The organism is Actinomadura madurae, from assembly GCF_900115095.1.
Taxonomy (GTDB): domain Bacteria; phylum Actinomycetota; class Actinomycetes; order Streptosporangiales; family Streptosporangiaceae; genus Spirillospora; species Spirillospora madurae.
Map to the genome: position 1 here is coordinate 38,998 of NZ_FOVH01000018.1, position 16,802 is coordinate 55,799.

15 protein-coding genes, 1 tRNA gene and 1 pseudogene are annotated in these 16,802 nt (G+C 70.8%); 11 read left to right on the forward strand and 6 right to left on the reverse strand.

Annotated features, from left to right (window positions below):
* Positions 1-37 precede the first annotated feature (37 nt).
* A complete protein-coding gene (locus BM339_RS37330) occupies positions 38-1,153 on the forward strand; it encodes an FAD-dependent monooxygenase (protein ID WP_021591117.1) in 1,116 nt (371 codons plus the stop codon).
* 60 nt (positions 1,154-1,213) lie between these two features.
* On the opposite strand, the gene BM339_RS37335 is transcribed toward BM339_RS37330, so the two are convergent.
* Positions 1,214-1,660: an Lrp/AsnC family transcriptional regulator gene (locus BM339_RS37335; protein WP_075023952.1), complete on the reverse strand. Its 447-nt coding sequence runs from the start codon at positions 1,658-1,660 to the stop codon at positions 1,214-1,216.
* A 163-nt stretch (positions 1,661-1,823) separates the two neighbouring features.
* On the opposite strand from BM339_RS37335, the gene BM339_RS37340 reads away from it, so the two are divergent.
* The 6 genes and pseudogenes from BM339_RS37340 (at position 1,824) to BM339_RS37365 (ending at position 7,328) form a co-directional block, all read left to right on the forward strand.
* Positions 1,824-2,942 carry a thiamine pyrophosphate-dependent enzyme gene (locus tag BM339_RS37340; RefSeq protein WP_075023953.1) on the forward strand — a complete coding sequence of 373 codons (1,119 nt, stop codon included), beginning with the start codon at positions 1,824-1,826 and terminating at the stop codon, positions 2,940-2,942.
* Positions 2,939-3,910, forward strand: coding sequence for an alpha-ketoacid dehydrogenase subunit beta (locus BM339_RS37345; RefSeq protein ID WP_021591114.1), 972 nt, complete (start codon positions 2,939-2,941; stop codon positions 3,908-3,910). The genes BM339_RS37340 and BM339_RS37345 overlap by 4 nt, the downstream gene beginning before the upstream one ends.
* 50 nt (positions 3,911-3,960) lie before the next feature.
* On the forward strand, positions 3,961-5,271 hold the full coding sequence (locus BM339_RS37350; protein ID WP_024934382.1) for a dihydrolipoamide acetyltransferase family protein: 1,311 nt from the start codon (positions 3,961-3,963) through the stop codon (positions 5,269-5,271).
* Positions 5,271-6,674, forward strand: coding sequence for a dihydrolipoyl dehydrogenase family protein (locus BM339_RS37355; protein ID WP_083598389.1), 1,404 nt, complete (start codon positions 5,271-5,273; stop codon positions 6,672-6,674). Before BM339_RS37350 ends, BM339_RS37355 begins: the two co-directional genes overlap by 1 nt.
* Positions 6,584-6,889: pseudogene (locus BM339_RS51955) on the forward strand (acyl-CoA dehydrogenase family protein); the annotation flags it as partial. The gene BM339_RS37355 and the pseudogene BM339_RS51955, both read left to right, overlap by 91 nt.
* 13 nt (positions 6,890-6,902) lie before the next feature.
* The gene (locus BM339_RS37365) at positions 6,903-7,328 is read left to right on the forward strand and encodes a cupin domain-containing protein (RefSeq protein ID WP_021591111.1); all 426 of its coding nucleotides are present in this window, start codon (positions 6,903-6,905) and stop codon (positions 7,326-7,328) included.
* Between the two features lie 249 nt (positions 7,329-7,577).
* On the opposite strand, the gene BM339_RS37370 is transcribed toward BM339_RS37365, so the two are convergent.
* The gene (locus tag BM339_RS37370; RefSeq protein ID WP_021591110.1) at positions 7,578-7,883 is read right to left on the reverse strand and encodes a DUF1330 domain-containing protein; all 306 of its coding nucleotides are present in this window, start codon (positions 7,881-7,883) and stop codon (positions 7,578-7,580) included.
* A 185-nt stretch (positions 7,884-8,068) separates the two neighbouring features.
* On the opposite strand from BM339_RS37370, the gene BM339_RS37375 reads away from it, so the two are divergent.
* Positions 8,069-8,971, forward strand: a complete 903-nt coding sequence (locus BM339_RS37375) for a LysR family transcriptional regulator (protein ID WP_075023955.1) — start codon at positions 8,069-8,071, stop codon at positions 8,969-8,971.
* Positions 8,972-9,109: 138 nt separating this feature from the next.
* Here the strand turns inward: BM339_RS37375 and BM339_RS37380 are convergent, their stop codons facing one another.
* Positions 9,110-11,773 carry an ATP-binding protein gene (locus BM339_RS37380; RefSeq protein WP_075023956.1) on the reverse strand — a complete coding sequence of 888 codons (2,664 nt, stop codon included), beginning with the start codon at positions 11,771-11,773 and terminating at the stop codon, positions 9,110-9,112.
* A gap of 158 nt (positions 11,774-11,931) precedes the next feature.
* Between BM339_RS37380 and BM339_RS37385 the strand changes: the two genes are divergently transcribed.
* On the forward strand, positions 11,932-12,438 hold the full coding sequence (locus tag BM339_RS37385; RefSeq protein ID WP_021591107.1) for a pyridoxamine 5'-phosphate oxidase family protein: 507 nt from the start codon (positions 11,932-11,934) through the stop codon (positions 12,436-12,438).
* A 390-nt stretch (positions 12,439-12,828) separates the two neighbouring features.
* Here the strand turns inward: BM339_RS37385 and BM339_RS37395 are convergent.
* Together BM339_RS37395 and BM339_RS37400 are read right to left on the reverse strand one after the other, a co-directional pair.
* Positions 12,829-12,904, reverse strand: a tRNA-Glu gene (locus BM339_RS37395).
* A 72-nt stretch (positions 12,905-12,976) separates the two neighbouring features.
* Positions 12,977-14,659 carry a metallophosphoesterase family protein gene (locus tag BM339_RS37400; RefSeq protein WP_083598379.1) on the reverse strand — a complete coding sequence of 561 codons (1,683 nt, stop codon included), beginning with the start codon at positions 14,657-14,659 and terminating at the stop codon, positions 12,977-12,979.
* 23 nt (positions 14,660-14,682) lie between these two features.
* Here BM339_RS37400 and BM339_RS37405 point away from each other — a divergent pair, with 23 nt between their 5' ends.
* Both BM339_RS37405 and BM339_RS37410 read left to right on the forward strand, forming a co-directional pair.
* Positions 14,683-15,033 (forward strand): metallopeptidase family protein, encoded by a 351-nt coding sequence (locus BM339_RS37405; protein ID WP_177287877.1) that lies wholly within the window; start codon positions 14,683-14,685, stop codon positions 15,031-15,033.
* Positions 15,034-15,129: 96 nt separating this feature from the next.
* The gene (locus BM339_RS37410) at positions 15,130-16,461 is read left to right on the forward strand and encodes an MFS transporter (RefSeq protein ID WP_024934380.1); all 1,332 of its coding nucleotides are present in this window, start codon (positions 15,130-15,132) and stop codon (positions 16,459-16,461) included.
* A 10-nt stretch (positions 16,462-16,471) separates the two neighbouring features.
* On the opposite strand, the gene BM339_RS37415 is transcribed toward BM339_RS37410, so the two are convergent.
* The gene (locus tag BM339_RS37415; protein WP_033330301.1) at positions 16,472-16,786 is read right to left on the reverse strand and encodes a PspC domain-containing protein; all 315 of its coding nucleotides are present in this window, start codon (positions 16,784-16,786) and stop codon (positions 16,472-16,474) included.
* Positions 16,787-16,802 lie beyond the last annotated feature (16 nt).

Genomic DNA, 16,802 nt, shown 5'->3' on the forward strand with positions numbered 1-16,802 from the left:
GACCGCCCCGGGGGCGCGGAGAGAGTAAGGAAATCCGATGGACATCATCGTTTCGGGCAGCAGCATCGCGGGGCTCTCGGCGGCATATTGGCTGGCGCGCTCAGGTCACCGGGTCACCGTTGTGGAGATCTCGCCGGGCGTGCGGCGCGGGGGAATCGCGGTCGATGTACGAGGCGGAGCCCTTGAGGTCGCGAAGGACATGGGGCTGCACGAGGAGATCCTGCGCTCGCGGGTGCCGACGGCGGACATCTACTACTTCCTCGACGCCGCAGGAACGGTCAAGGCCACGTTCGAGCCGGCCGTCCAGTTCTACGACAGTCCCGAGGACGTTGAGATCTCGCGCGACCGCCTCAGCGACATCCTCCAGGACGCAGTGCCGGCGGAGGTCGCCTTCCGGTACGGGCTGTCCTTGGTCAGCATCCGCGAGCACGGCGATGGCGTCGAGGTCGCCCTCTCTGACGGCACTGTCCACAACTGTGACCTCGTCGTCGGCGCCGACGGAATGCACTCCAACGTCCGCTCGCTCACCTTCGGCCCCGAGCGAGACCATGTCCGGTACCTCGGCCTCTACGTCGCCATCGTGAAACGATGCCGCACGGGTCGCGGAATGGAGGGCTCGCACGTCTATAACAGTCCCGGTCGCATGCTCATGTTGCGAGGCGACGGCGAGGAGTGCTCGGCGCTGCTCGGCTTTCGCTCCGAGCCGATCGACTACGACTTCCGGGACCTTTCCGCGCAGCGGCGGATCGTCAAGGAGGCGTTCCGCGACGACCGTGCGTGGAAGCTTCCGGAAGTGGTCGCTGAGATCGAGACCGCGGAGGACTTCTACTTCGACTCCGTCGGCCAGATCAGGATGCCGGCCTGGAGCCGGGGCCGGGTGGTGTTGCTCGGCGACGCGGCATACTGTGCGTCGTTCTTCTCCGGCATGGGCACGAGCCTGGCGATGCTGGGTGCCTTCCACCTGGCGCAGTCGCTCGACTCATGCGGAGATGACGTCGCGGGAGGACTGGCGGCGTACGAGCGGGCGATGCGACCTGTGGTGGACGAGGCGCAGGCCATGGCGGACGCGGGCGCGGCGATCCTCTTCCCTGAGACTGCCGACGCGATCGAGGCGCGCAACGCCGAGCTCATGGCGGAAGCGCCCATGTCCTGACAGCGCCCTGGCGGGTGCGCTGGCGAGGACTCGACCCACCCGAAACGAGGGACCGTCCCCTTACCCGTCCCGGGTGGGCGTCGTGGTTCGGTCCCACGCTGACATCACGATCAGAGTCTTCGTCCCCGCCACGATCCCGGTCCTGCGGATCGCGTTGACCACCTGCTGGAGGTGCTCGACGTTGCGCACCCGGAAGCGGACGAGCGCGTCCGGGTCGCCCGCGATCGTGTAGTACTGCTGCACCTCGGGGACCTGACGCGCGATCGCTTCGATCTCCCGGGTGTCGGTGTCGCCCGTGAGCCGGATCTCCGTGAACGCGTCCAGACCCCCCGCGGCCGCTTCGTTGACGATCGCCACGTAGCCCTGGATCACGCCGGCGGACTCGAGGCGTTCGATCCTGCGCGACACCGGCGCACCGGACAGCCCGACCCGCCGCGCGATCTCGCTGACAGGCATACGCGCGTTGCTGCGCAAGTGATTCATGATCTCGCGATCGATGGCGTCCATTCCGGTCCTTGAGGAGAGCGATTACTTCGCCGATCCATGAATCGTATGGCTTTCTGACGTCCGTGGCGAGGATATTCATCCTGTTACGCGCATCTTGCGCGCGTTCATTGCGCGCACCAAACGGCCTTGCGAGAGTCAGAGCACCGACGAGCCGAGGAGCACCATGACCCCCGTGACCCCGGTGACCGACCCGTGGTCGGTCCTAGATGCGGCAGGAGTCCTGCACCCGGACGGCCGCGTCCCCGCAGGCGTCGACGCCCTCGACCTCCGGGCCGCGTACCGCGACATGGTGCTGGCCCGCCGCGTCGACACCGAGGCGATCGCGCTGCAGCGGCAGGGCGAACTGGGCCTGTGGCCCTCGATGCTGGGCCAGGAAGGCGCTCAGGTCGGCGCCGGGTCGGCGCTTCGCGCGCAAGACGTCGTCTTCCCTACCTATCGTGAGCACGCGGTCGCATGGTGTCTCGGAGTCGAGCCGGTGCAGCTGCTCGGTCTCTTCCGTGGCACGACGATGGGCGGCTGGGATCCGCGCAGCCGTAACTTCAACCTCTACACGCTGGTCATCGGCGCGCAGACCCTGCACGCCGTCGGCTACGCGATGGGCATCGTCCGCGACGGCGACGTCGGCACCGGCGATCCCGAGCGGGACCGCGCGGTGCTGGCCTTCCTCGGCGACGGCGCCCTGAGTGAGGGCGAGACGAACGAGGCCTTCGTGTGGGCGGCAGCCCAGAACCTGCCGGTCGTGTTCTTCTGCCAGAACAACCAGTGGGCGATCTCCGCGCCGTTCTCCGTGCAGAGCCGGGTCCCGGCCGCGCAGCGGGCCCGCGGCTTCGGGTTCCCCGGGGTGCGCGTCGACGGCAACGACGTGATCGCCTGCCACGCCGCGACGCAGGAGGCGCTGGCCACCGCCCGCGCCGGCGGGGGCCCCACCCTGATCGAGGCGGTCACCTACCGCCGCAACCCGCACACCACCTCGGACGACGACCTGCGCTACCGCGCCGGGTCGGAAAACGAGGACTGGGCGAGCCGCGATCCGATCGATCGCCTTCGCGCCCTCCTCATGGGAGCCGAGGCCCCGGTGCGGATCGACGAGGCGTTCCTCGCCGACCTCGCGCGCGAGGAGGAGGAACTCGCCGAACGGCTCAGGAGCGGGTGCCGGGCGCTACCGGTGCCCGCACCGGCGGACCCGTTCCGCCACACCTTCGAGGAGATGCCGCGCGACCTCGCGCGCCAGATGGACGAACACCTGGCCTTCGTGGCCACAGCACAAGGAGGCCGCGCATGAGCACGGCACTGGCCCACGCCCTCAACGCCGGGCTCCGGGACGCGATGGAGGCCGACGACAAGATCGTGCTGATCGGCGAGGACATCGGCTCCCTCGGTGGCGTCTTCCGGGTCACCGACGGCCTGCGGAAGGACTTCGGCGAGGACCGTGTCGTCACCTCGCCTCTGGGCGAGGCCGGCATCGTGGGCAGCGCGATCGGCCTTGCCCTCGCCGGCTATCGCCCTGTCTGCGAGATCCAGTTCGACGGGTTCGTGTTCCCGGCGATGAACCAGATCGTCACTCAGCTGGCGAAGTACCGGCACCGGTCCGAGGGCATGGTCTCGCTGCCGGTCGTCATCCGGATCCCCGTGGGTGGCGGCATCGGTGCGATCGAGCACCACAGCGAGTCGCCCGAGGCGTACTTCGCCCACACCCCCGGCCTGCGGGTCCTCTGCCCGTCCGACGCCCAGGACGCCTACGACCTGCTCGGCCAGGCGATCCGTTGTAACGACCCGGTCGTCTTCCTCGAGCCCAAGCGCTCCTACTGGGCCAAGGGCGAGGTGGACCCGTCGGCACCGTCGCTGCCCATGGACCTTGCGCGCATCGTGCGTCCGGGCGGCGACCTCACTCTCGTGACCTACGGCGCCCTGGTCCCGCTCGCGTTGACGACGGCGGCGATCCTCGCCGAGGAGGGCCGTGACGTCGAGGTGATCGACCTGCGTTCGCTCTCGCCGATCGACGACATGACGGTGGTCGAGTCCGTGCGTCGGACCGGTCGGCTCGTCATCGCGCACGAGGCGCCCCAGACCGGCGGTATCGGCGGCGAGCTGGCCAGCCGCGTGCAGGCGCGGGCGTTCTACGAGATCGAGGCGCCGATCCTGCGTGTCACCGGGTACGACACCCCCTATCCGCCCAGTCGCCTTGAGGGCGACTGGCTCCCGAACGTCGACCGTCTCCTTGAGGCCTGCGACCTCAGCCTCAGCCACTGACGTTCGTTCCCGACCGGCCCGTGCCGTTCCGCCCCCTGCAGGAGCACACCTTGACCACTGTCACCGCCGCGTCCGTGCAGACCTTCCTCCTCCCTGACGTGGGGGAGGGGCTGACGGAGGCGGACATCATCAGCTGGCATGTCGCCGTCGGTGACGCTGTCACCGTCAACCAGATCATCGTCGACATCGAGACCGCCAAGTCGGTCGTCGAGCTGCCGTCTCCGTACGCCGGCGAGGTCGTCGAGCTCCTTGCCCCCGAAGGGGAGACCGTCGAAGTCGGGACGGCGATCATCGCGATCCGCACAGCCGACAGGCAGGGGGAGGCCGCGCGGCCTTCCCCTGTTTCCCCCGCCGGGGACGACGAGCCGAAGCTCCTTGTCGGCTACGGCGCCAAGGACACCGGGGGCCACCGTCGACGCCGGGGTGCCGCTGTGCCGGCAGCCGCCGCCGCACTGACTCCCGTAGGGACACCACCGCCGGCCAAGCCCCGCGCCAAGCCTCCGGTCCGCAAGCTTGCGCAAGTACTCGGCGTGGACCTGTCGGCGGTCGCGGCGACCGGACCGGACGGCATCGTGGTACGTGAGGACGTGCTGCGTGCAGCCGAATCCGGTGTGGACACGGAGCCTCCGACGGAGGTCACGGCCGGTCCGGCCGCGGCCGAGACCCGATTCCCGATCAAGGGGGTGCGCAAGCACACCGCGGCCGCGATGGTGGCTTCCGCGTTCACCGCGCCGCACGTGACCGAGTTCCTCACGGTCGACGTCACCAGGACTCTTGAGCTGCGCGAGGTGGTGCAGAGGCGGCGGGAGTTCCGCGACGTCAAGCTCACGCCCTTGGCCTTCGTGGCCCGCGCCTACCTCCGAGCTCTGACACGTACGCCGATGGCGACCGCGCGGTGGGAGGAGGCCACGCAGGAGATCGTGGTCTCCACCGGGATCAATCTCGGCATCGCCGCGGCGACGCCTCGCGGCTTGATGGTCCCGAACATCAAGGACGCCCACACCATGGGACTCGCCCAGGTCGCCAAGGCGATCAACGAGCTGGCCGCCACGGCGCGAGCCGGGAAGACGCCACCCGAGGCACTGGCCGGTGGGAGCACCACCATCACGAACGTGGGTGTGTTCGGTGTCGACACCGGAACCCCGATCCTCAACCCGGGCGAGACCGCGATCCTCGCGATCGGCACGATCAGGAGACAGCCGTGGGTGGTCGAGGACGCCGAGGGGGAGCGGATCGTGCCTCGCTCGATCCTTCAGCTCGCCCTCTCCTTCGACCATCGCGTCCTCGATGGCGCGGAGGGCTCGCAGGTGCTCGCCGACACCGCGGCGTTGCTCGCCGAGCCTGGGCTGGCGGTGCTGTGATGAGCGAGCAGCGTGCCGACCAGAGCTTTGACGTCGTAGTCGTCGGTGCCGGGCCGGGCGGGTACGTCGCCGCGATCCGGGCCGCCCAGCTGGGAAGGTCTGTCGCGGTCGTCGAGGAGCGCTTCTGGGGTGGGGTGTGCCTGAACGTCGGGTGCATCCCGTCGAAGGCTCTGCTTCGCAACGCGGAGATCGTGCATCTCTTTCAGCACCAGGCCGCCACCTTCGGGATCGAGGGCGAAGTCTCGTTCGACTACGCAGTAGCCCACCAGCGCAGCCGCGACGTCGCCGAGGGACGGGCCAAGGGCGTGCACTTCCTCATGCGCAAGAACGGCATCACCGAGATAAACGGCCGCGGGTCGTTCGTCGATGCCCATACCCTCGAGGTCACCTCCACGGAGGACGTGCAGCGGATCTCGTTCCAGCACGCCATCGTCGCGACCGGGGCGAGGCCCGCGGTGCCGTCAGGCATCGCTCTGTCGACGAACGTCGTGACCTACGAGGACGTGCTCCTCGATCCCGCCCTCCCGGGCTCGATCCTCATCGTCGGCGCCGGCGCGATCGGCATGGAGCTCGGTTACGTCCTTGCCAACTACGGCGTCGAGGTCACCATCGTCGAGTACGCCGATCGGGCGCTCCCAGCAGAGGACGCCGACGTGTCCCGTGAGGTGGCCAAGGCCTACCGCAAGCTCGGCGTAAAGGTGTCGCTCAAGACCCGAGTCACAGGGGTGGTCGATGACGGGACGAAGGTGACGGTCGTGGCGGAGGGGCCGGACGGCACGGTCGAGCATCGCGTCGACCGGGTCCTCGTCGCCACCGGGTTCCGGCCCAACACCGAGAGCCTCGGCCTGGCGGCCGCGGGGATCGACGTCGACGACCGCGGTGCGGTCGTCATCGATGAACGGATGCGGACCAGCCAGCCGCACGTGCACGCGATCGGCGACGTCACGATGCGGCTCCAGCTCGCCCACGTCGCCGAGGCGATGGGCGTGGTGGCGGCGGAGACACTGGCCGGCGCCGTGACGATGGAGCCCGGCGACTACCGGATGATGCCGCGGGCGACGTTCTGCCAGCCGCCTCGGGGAGGCGCTGCAAGAAGCCTTCCACGGGCTCGAGGGTCACATGATCAATCTCTGAATCCGCCCGTGTCCGCCCCTCGCACCCGTCCCGCGCCGCCGTATCCACGATCGAGGAGTCACCATGCCGGCCCGCCGCACCCTTCACTCGGGAGAACACGCCGACCTCATCCAACTCGTCCGAACCATCGCAGCCGAGGAACTCGCGCCCCTGGGCGCCCGCGCGGAGGCTCCCCGTCAGCGCACGATCCACCGTCGTCGAGGCTGCGCGCCGCAAGGACGCCGGGCTGCGCTTCGGGCGGGAGGCATCGATCGCCAAGCTCGTCGTGACAGACAATGCAATGAAGGTGGCGACGGACGCCGTCCAGGTGCTTGGCGGTGCCCGCTACCCGCGGGACTACCCGGTCGAGCGCTCCATGCGTGAGCCGAGATGCCTGCTCAGCCCGAGCAGTAGCACCCGCGTGACCACTGAGCCACCGCAGACACGGACGGGCCGTACAGGTCGTGACGTGATGAGGACCCTTTCGAGGCAGTATCCCAACTGAGTAAGGAGCGAAGATGTCAGAGACGACGAAGAAGCCCGCGCCGGGACAGACCCAGGGCGCACAGCAGGGCCCTAAGTTTGATCCGGCCGACTACGCGGCAGAACTGCAGAACGTCCGGGAGAACCGACGTATCGGCACCCAGATCTGGTTCGAGAACGACCAGGTAAGAATCTGGGACCTCTCCCTCGAACCTGGTGAAAGGGTGCCCTTTCACTGCCACGACGAGACCTACTTCTGGACGGTGACCGATGCGGGTCGAGTGCTCCAGCGCTACGACGATGGAACCAGTCGGATCGTAGACGTCGAGGTCGGGCACACCAACTTCCTCACCTATGGTGCCCATGAGTGCACCGTGCACGACCTTGAGAACATCGGTGACACGTTCTTCCGATGCGTAACTGTCGTGCTCAAGGGGGCGGACCAAGCGCGTCCTGCGTAGACGGCAACCCCGGGGTGGTGGCCGGCTGGGCTGCCGACGACCGTCACGGTATTCGGCATGTGCTCCTGGTCCCGCCTGCCCTGCGCGGGGCGGTATTGGCCGGGCTGAGAGCGACGCTGCCGGGCGTGCGCCTCGAAGAACTACCAGAGCGCTCCGCCGCGCAGGGGCAACACGAGCACCCACGAACCCGCCACACCAGCAGCCGCACCAAGATGGTGGATCTTCGGTGAGGATCCGGCTGGACCTCGGTCAGTCGATGCCTTCGATGATGCGGAAGTCGCGCTCGACGCCGTCGGGGAGGGCCACCAGCGCCTTCTGGTACGCCTCGCTCTCGTATGCCGCGACGGCCTGTTCAAAGCTGTCGAACTCGATCAGAACGACGCGTTGCGTGATTCCGGCCTCGTGGGCGACGACTCGACCGCCGCGGGACGGGAGGAGGGCCAGGTTGCGCCCGCCCTCAGCCCGGACAGCCGGACCGGCCAGCTTGTCGTAGGCAGCCAGCCTCTCAGGGTCGGAATTGGCGGGGTAGACACTGACCCAGTAGCCCTTAGCCATGGAAACCTCCAGTGTTCGGCCGGACACGTCCGACTTCGAATTGGCGTGATCGATCGATCCCGGCAACGGGTACTGCGGCCGGTTGAATCGTCATATGCGCAGGTTAGGGCTTGATGTGCGGTCGAGGGAAAGACCGATACGGGATAGACTCAGAACGGATCGTTATCAATCGGCAGGGAGGGCACGTGGCGCCGGATACCGTGAGCCTGCGGTACTTCCTGGTGTTGGCGCAGGAGTTGAACTTCACCCGCGCGGCCGCACGGATCGGTATCGCACAGCCCGCACTCAGCGCCCGGATGCGCCGATTGGAGGCGGAACTCGGTACGGCCCTGCTGGTCCGCAACACCCGTAGCGTCGTATTGACCACGGCCGGTGCGGCTTTGGCGGAGTCCGCGCCGCCCGCGCTGGCGGCGCTGGACCGGGCATGGGACACCGCCCGGAGCGCGGCGGCCGGTGAACTGGGCACGCTGCGCATCGGATACAGCCTCAGCACCGGGGCCGAGACGGCACCGGCCCTGGTGGACAGGCTCAGTCGCGGCAGCCCGGGACTCGAGGTCGGAGCGGTCCCGATGGCGACACCGGAGATCTCCCCCGCGGTCGCCGACGGCCGCATCGATGCCGGGATCACCCGCGGTGAACAGCCGGGCCGTGGCGTGCGCCGGTTCCTGCTGCGGCGTGCGCGCGTCGGGGTCCAACTGGCACAGCACCATCCGCTGGCCGAACACCCGGAGATCGAGATCGCCGACGCGGCCGCGTATCCGCTGCGACTCCCCGACCGTGCGGCCAACCCCGTGATCCACGATCAGCTGTCCGCACTGTTCCGAGACATCCGACCACATCCCCACTTCCACACGCCCCCAGTCTCTTTCGACATGTATCAGCGCGACCTGCGCGACGGGCTCACCCTCGCCCCGGCCGGAGAAGCCGCGGTCACGGCACAACCGGCCGGTCTCACCTGGCGACCGCTGCGGGGCGCGCCCAGCCTGACGATCCACCTGGTCCTCCCACGCGAGCAGTCGCCACTACACCGCCGTATCCGTGCCGTCGCCAAAACCCTGGCGCACGAGCTGCATTGGCTGCCGGACTGACGCGCAAGAGGTCAAGCGAGACGGACGCCTGCGGTGACGAGGCCGAAGCCCTCGCGCCTGCCGACGTTGGGCACTGAAACGCTGGTGCAAGCGCCGACCCATACGTTGCATGGGCCTTCGTGCGTAGGCCCGGCGACCCTAGCGGCAGCCCAGCGCGGCCAGTTCGGCGTGCCCCTCGTCGATCCGGGCGGGCAGCAACTCCAGCGTGGCCGCGCGCTCGAAGCGCGCACCCAGCCGGTCCCACTGCTCCACGGCGTCCGCCAAGGCGGCGTGGTCGCCGAGCCGACCCCGCACCCGGGCCAGGCACGCGGCCGCCCAGGCGCTCTCGGCCGCGTACGGCTCCGCAGCGATGATCCGGTCGCCGGCGTCGGGAAGGCCGGCCGTTACCGCGAGTTCTGCCCCTACGACGCGCGCGTAGCCGACCCACCGCTGGTCTGAGAACGGCGCGAAGGCTCGTTCGACCTGGTCGGCCGCGTCGTCGAACCGGCCACGGTGGACGGCGACCCGGGTGTCGGCGAACATCAGGCAGGCCGCCACGACAGGCGAGCCCGCCGCGACCGTCAGCGCCCGTTCGCGCCATCGCCGCCGGTCCGCCGGGTCGCCGCGCAGGCCCTGGATCATCCCGGCGAGGGCGAGCGCCGAGGTCATCCACGGCATCCACGGATCTCCGTCGCGCCGCCACGCCGCCCACAGCGTCTCGGCCCGGCTGAGCGCCTCGTCGAAGTCGCCGGTGAGGGCAAGCGCGCGCACGAGCCGCGGGGACTGGAGGTACGGATGTCCGCCGAGCGGGTCGTCGGTCAGGGACCGCCTGGCCAGCGCCAGCGCAGCGGGTAGGTCGCCTGCGCCCAGCGCAGCCCTCGGCGCGACGTGGAACGCGTCGACGATCTCGGCGACCGCAGCCGGATCATGGCGCGGCAGGGTGGTCGCGATCCGCAGTCGTTCGTCGGCCAGCCGGTGGGCTTCCCGGAAGGCCCCGGCTCGGTCGAGCGCATTGCCAAGGGCGTCCATCGCTGCGACCAGTACCAGCGGATCGCCGGCCGCGCGGGCGAGTTCCACGGCCTCGGGGGCCCGGCCCAGGTCGGGCATCCAGCCGTGACCCTCGTGCCAGACCTTCGCCATGGCGACCAGCGCGGTGAGCCGCTGATCGCTCTGGTTCGCGTCGGCCGTCCTTTGCGCCTCGGCCAGCAAACGCGCCTGGTCGTCGGTCGGCGACTCGATCGGCCCGAAGTCGTAGCGCACGCCGATCACCACGGCCTCGGCACGCAGGTCGGCGGTGCCCGCGGCCTCGACGGCCTGCCGCATGAGCTCGGTGGCGCTGCGGTAGTCGGCGACGGACAGCGCGGCGTAGGCGCCGGCCCGCAGGTCCTGGCCTTGCTCGATGCCGGTGGCGCACCGGGCCGCGGCCTGGTAGAGCGTCCGCGCTTCGACGAACCGGCCCGCGGCGAAGGTCAGGTGGGCGAGCGTGCGCACGAAGCCGTGGGCCGCCGGGTCCGATCCGACCGCGGCGGCCGCCGTCCGCAGGTCATCGGCGACACCGTCGAACGCCGATCGCCAGTCGGCGTCGAGCCGGATCTCCAGGTCGGCGGCGGTCGCGAACGCCCAGAGCAGGTACCGCTCGCGAATCGCGTCGTGCTCCCCCACGGTGCTCGCCTGGGAGAGGCCGAACGCGCGGATCGTGTCGAGCAGCCGCCATCCGCGACCGGTGCGCACGACCAGGTTGTGATCGACCAGCCGGCCCAGCAGATCGGCCACCTCGGCCCGGGGCATCTGCGGGCTCAGCGCCGCCGCGGCGTCCAGGTCGAACACCCCGACGAACGCCGACAGCCGGCGGAACGCGATGCGCTCGTCCTTGTCGAGCAGGTCGTAGCTCCACCCGATCAGCTCGCGCAGCGAGTGATGCCGGGCGTGCATCCCCCGGCCGCCGGCCAGCAGCCGCAGCTGATCCTCAAGGCCGGTCAGCAGCCCGTCGGCGCCGAGCGCGGCCGCGCGGGCGGCGGCCAGTTCGACCGCGAGCGGCAGGCCGTCCAGCCGGGCGCAGATGGCGGCCACGACCGCCGGCGCCGCGGCGAACCCCGGATCCGCGGCGCCGGCCCGGTCCCGGAACAGCTGCTCGAGATCGGTGCCACCGAGTGGGCGCACGTGCACGAGTCGCTCGCCGGGAACGCCGAGTCGCTGCCGGCTGGTGGCCAGCACGGTGGCCTGCGGGCAGGCGGCCAGCACCCGTTCGGCCAGCGCGCTGACCTCGTCGATCACGTGCTCGCAGTTGTCCAGCACCAGCAGCGGCCGTCCCAGGCGCAGCCGCTCGAACACCGCCCGCTCGACGGACTGGGTCGCCTCGGTCACGTCCAGCGCGTCGGCGACGGCCTGCCCGACCGCCCCGGCCCCGGTCGCGGCCCGGACCGGTACGAGGTCGACGAAGGCGCCGCCGGCGGGGAACCGGGACGCCGCCTGCTCGGCGACGGCGGCCACCAGCCGGGTCTTGCCCACCCCGCCAGGGCCGACCACGGTCACCAGCCGCGACGTGTCCAGCGCCGCCTCGACCGCGGCGACGTCCGCGGCACGCCCGACGAAGGTCGTCCGGCTGGCGGGCAGCCCGAGGAAACGCCCGGTACGGGCCTGCTCCGCCCTCGCGGCCAGGGCGTGCCGGTCGGCGGCATCGAGCTTGCGCAGCAGCGCCGCGACGTGGCTCTCGACCGTCCGGACCGAGATGCGCAGCCTGCCGGCGATCTGCGCGTTCGACAGGTGCTCGCCCACGGCGGCGAGCACCTCGGCCTCCCGTGTCGAGATCTTCGTCGCGTCCACATCGACCAGGATGGCGTACGTCGGTGATCGTTCAGTAGTGACTCAGCGCCCAGCACGGATGTCCAGATGCGCGCCGCCCGGCAGATTGGCTGTGCACCGTCGAACAAGGAGGTCACGATGCTCAACCCGACCGTGCCCCTGGAAGCGGGGCCGGCGTCATGACCGGCGTCGACCTGGACACCCACGCCCGTGGCCTGATGGACGCCAACCTGTACGTGATCCTGGGCACCGCCGACGCCGACGGCACCCCGTGGACGTCGCCCGTCTACTTCGCGGCCGCCGACTACGCCGAGATCTTCTGGGTGTCCAGCCCCGACGCGCAGCACTCCCGCAACCTCGCCGTGCGTCCCCGGCTGAGCATGGTGATCTTCGACTCGACGGTGCCGGCCTACCACGGCCGGGCGGTGTATCTGTCCGGCACCGCCGCCGAGCTCACCGGCCGCGACCTGGACCGCGGCATCGAGATCTACCCCGGAGACCCCGGCCGTGGTGGGACCGCCCTGTCGATCGAGGACGTCACCGCACCGGCGGCGTGGCGCCTGTATCGCGCGACGATCAGCGAGGCGTTCGTGCTGTGCCCCCGCGAGCCGCGCCAGCCGTGCCCCCTGCACGGCATCGCCGCCGACCATCGCGCACCCGTGATGCCCTGGCGGCATCCGGCCTAGTGCTCGAACGGCGCCAGGCGTCCCCGGTGCGCTTCCCTGTGCCGGAAAGGAAGAAACAGTATGGCGAAGTCCGTGTTGTACATGTCGATGTCGCTCGACGGGTTCATCGCAGGCCCGGATGACGGCCCGGGCAACGGGCTCGGGATCGGCGGCATCCGGCTGCACGAGTGGCTCGGCGAGCCTGTCTCCGACCCACCGCATTTCGACCCGCCGGGGCTGAACGGGCAGGTGTTCAGCGAGCTGCTGGCGACGGGCGCGGTCGTCGTGGGTCGCAAGACGTTCGAGTACGCCGGCAACTGGCGCGGTGATCACCACGGCGCCGTAGAGTCTCAGTGCGCCGGCGGCTGCGGCGATCGGGGCCGCCGGAACGGGAGCGCGCGGCGGGCCGTGTGGTACCCCCTACCGGATTCGAACCGGCGCTACCGCCTTGAAAGGGCGGCGTCCTAGGCCGCTAGACGAAGGGGGCCCGGTGGTGGCGGGGTTGGCCGCCACTCGACCTCGCCAGTGTAGAGGACGTGGCGGGGCGGCGCGCAAACGGTTAGCGGGGTTCCGTGGTGCGGCTGGGGGACGGGGAGGACGGGGTGCGGGAGGGCCAGTCGGAGGGGAACTCCGACGGGAACGGGGAGGTCGGGGACGGGGGCGGGGAGGTGGCCGGGGGCTGCGGCTTGACGACGCGGTCCGGGTCGGGTTCGAGGTGGCGCTCGATCTGGGCGGAGGTGAGGCCGAGGCCGCCGAGGCGCAGGTCGTCCCAGCCCTGGAGGCGGTGGGTGGCGCGGCTGAAGTAGAGGACGGACAGCTCGATGGGGGTGGGCTGCTCGTGTTCGAGGCCGCGGAGGCCGGCGCCGCCGGTGGAGCCCTGGACGAAGAGGCGGGTGCCGGTGGGGAGGAGCTTGGTCGAGCGGGCGTGCGCGTGGCCGGCGAGGACGAGGGGGGTGACGCCGGAGAACGCCTCGCCCTCGGTGGGGTCGTGGGTGACGACGAGGTCGGGCAGGCTTCCGGAGGCGCGGAGCTTCTCGGCGTAGCGGAGACCTTCGGCGCGGAGCTGGTCGGCGCCGACGTAGTCGTCGCGGGTGCTTTTGTCGGGGGTGAAGCGGGGGTCGCCGACGCCGTAGACGTGCAGGCCCGCGACCTCGCGCGTCCGGTCGTCGAGGACGATGGCGTTCTTCTCGCGGGCGACGGCCCGCTCGGTGGTCTTGGAGTCGTGGTTCCCGCGGACGTAGACGTAGGGGACCTTCAGGTCGGAGATGTCCTCGGCGAACCTGTCCTCGGGCTTGCTGCCGTGGTCCATGAGGTCCCCGCTGTCGACGACGAGGTTCACCTGGAACTGGGCGCTGACGGACTTGATGACGCTCCACGCGGCGGGGTTGAGGTGGATGTCGGAGACGTGCAGGACGCGGATGGTGGACGGGTCGGGCTCGTAGGTGGGGAGCGTCGAGGTGGCGGTGTACAGCTCGGAGACGTTCCCGACGAGGCGGGCGAGCTGGGCGCGGTAGGCGGAGAAGCGCTCCACGATGCTGCGGGCGTCGCCGACGACCTGGGGGGCGTTGGCGAGCAGGCCGGTGTAGCGGGGTTCGGCGATGGACTGCGGGTTGAACGTCGCCCAGCTGAGCAGGGTGAGGGCGACGAGGCCGGTGGCGGCGGACGACAGGCCGAGCAGGGCGCGCCGCCACGAGCGGAAGAGCAGGAGGGACGCGACGAAGCTCGTGGCGAGGGCGATGAGGGCGGCGCGGATCAGGAGCTGGACGAGGCCGTGCCGGATCTGGTCGGCGATCCGGTCGGTGAGCCGGTCGACCTCGGTGTCGTCCTCGATCAGCTTCTTGGCCTGGTCGGGGCGCAGGTCGGTGAGGCGGGCCTCCAGGGAGACGGGGCCGCCGTGGGTGTCGAGCTGGAGGGAGCCGAGGGGCGGCAGCTTCAGGGTCGTCCCGCCGTGCAGGGCCGGGTGCAGGGTGAGCTGGACGTCCGTGGGGCCGACCGGTGCGACGTAGCGTCCGCCCGCGAGCAGGCCGATGTACCCGCCGGCGAGGCCGACGGCGACGACGAGGGTGAGGCGCGTCCAGCGGCTGGCGAGGACGGGGCGGGTGCGGCGGGCGACGGGTGTCCAGACGGCGCGGGCGCGGCGGGCGGCGGGGGACCAGGCGGTGCGGGCGCGTCTCGCCGCGGAGGCGGTGGCGGCGCGGAGGGTCGAGAGGGCCTGGGCCGACGCGGCGCGGACCTTGGGCACGGGTTCCCTTTCCGTCGAGCAGAATGGCCGGTGTGATCGAGTTGTCGCGAGACGCGTTCGAGGACCTCGTGGGCGAGGCCCTGGACAGCATCCCGGCCGAGCTGACCGCCCACATGCGCAACGTCGTCATCGTCGTCGAGGACGAGGCGCCGGAGCGCGGTCTTCTCGGCCTGTACCAAGGCGTACCCCTCACCGAGCGCGGTGACTGGTACGGAGGCGTCCTGCCCGATCACATTTCTATCTACCGGAATGAGATTCTCCGGATATGTAACACCGAGGATGACGTGGTGGAAGAAGTCCGGATAACGGTCGTGCATGAGATCGCCCACCACTTCGGGATCGACGACGCCAGGCTCCATGAGCTGGGATATTGATCTGAGGAATTGCGCACTGTAGGTCACGCGACTGCCACGCAGCGTGAGTTAATAAGGGAGGGCGCCCGGTTGCGGGCGGGCTGAACTGGAGCGTGCGTGGCGGGAAGGCAGACCGGCAGGCATCGTCGTCCGCCGGACGAGCAGGCGACCTACCGTGAGGTGTTCGCGGTCGGGGAGTTCCGTGCCCTCTGGCTGGCGCAGGCGCTGTCGTTCATCGGCGACCAGCTGGCCCAGGTCGCGCTGGCCGTGCTCGTCTACGACCACACCAGGTCGACGCTGCTGACCGCGCTGGTGTACGCGCTGACCTACATCCCGCCGATCGTGGGCGGTCCGGTGCTGTCCGGGCTGGCCGACCTGTTCCCGCGCCGGACGGTCATGGTCGTCTGCGACGTCCTGCGGGCGGGGCTCGTGGCGCCGATGGCGCTGGTGGAGATGCCGGTCTGGCTGCTGTCGGTCCTGGTGTTCCTGACCGTCCTGCTGGGCACGCCGTTCTCCGCCGCCCGCGCCGCCGTCATGCCGGACGTCCTGGAGGGCGACCGGTACGTGGCCGGGTCGGCGATCGCGAACGTCACGCACCAGGTCACGCAGGTGCTGGGGTTCCTGGTGGGCGGCGCGGTCGTCGCCGTCGTCGGGACGTACGAGGCCCTCGCCCTGGACGCGCTGACGTTCGGCCTGTCCGCGGTCATCCTGATCGGCGGGATGCGGCGCCGGCCCGCGCCGCGGCGGCGGGAGCGCGAGTCGCTCGGGCTGCTGCGCGGCACGCGGGACGGCGCGCGGCTCGTCTTCGGCGACCCCGCGCTGCGGTCGCTGGTGCTGTTCGCGTGGCTGTGCGCGTTCTACGTGATCCCGGAGGGCCTGGCCGTCCCGTACGCGGCGACGTTCGGCGGCGGCGCGGTGACGGCCGGGCTGCTGCTGGCGGCGATGCCGGCGGGCATGGTGGTCGGCTCGCTGCTGTTCAGCCGGTTCGTCCGCCCGGCGAACCGGCTGCACGTCATGGGGTGGATGTCGATGCTCGCGTGCCTGCCGCTGATCGGCGCGGGCGTCCACCCGCCGCTGTGGTGGGTCGTCGGGCTGTGGGCGCTGTCGGGCGTCGGCGCCGCCTACCAGCTGGCGGCCAACACCGCGTTCGTGGCCGCGGTGCCCCCGGCGGGGCGGGGGCAGGCGTTCGGGCTCGCCCAGTCCGGCATCCTCGCCGGGCAGGGCGCCGGCATCCTCGTCGGCGGTGCCGCGGCGCAGGTCCTCGGCCCGGAGACGGTGGTGGCGCTCGCCGGGGTCCTCGGCCTGTCGGCCGCCGCGATGCTCACCCTGAGCTGGAACCAGGTCCGCGGCGGCGTCATCGCCGGGACGCGCGAGCGCGCCGGGCCGCTCGCCGTCGCTCCGTCCTCCGCGGGCGGCGACGAGCTGTCGGGCGTCGGCAGCGCCTCCTAGGCGGTGCCGCTCAGGCGTGCGTGCGGTTCTTGCCGACCGCGTCCTTGGTCTTCTGGACGGCGTCCTGGACGGTCGGGGAGTCGCTCGCCTTCTTGGCCAGGTCCTCGGCGATCGACTTGGTCGCGCCCTCGTCGGGGATCAGCAGCCACGCGATCGCGTACAGCGCGACGCCCGCGCCACCGAAGATCGTGAAGACGCCCAGGCCGAGCCGGAGGATGTTGGCGTCGACGCCGAGGGACCGCGCGGCGCCGGAGCAGACTCCGGCGATCATGCGGCCTTCGTGGGTGCGGCGGAGCTTCGTGCTCGTGGTCTTCTCCATGTCCATGCCATCGAGCATGCCC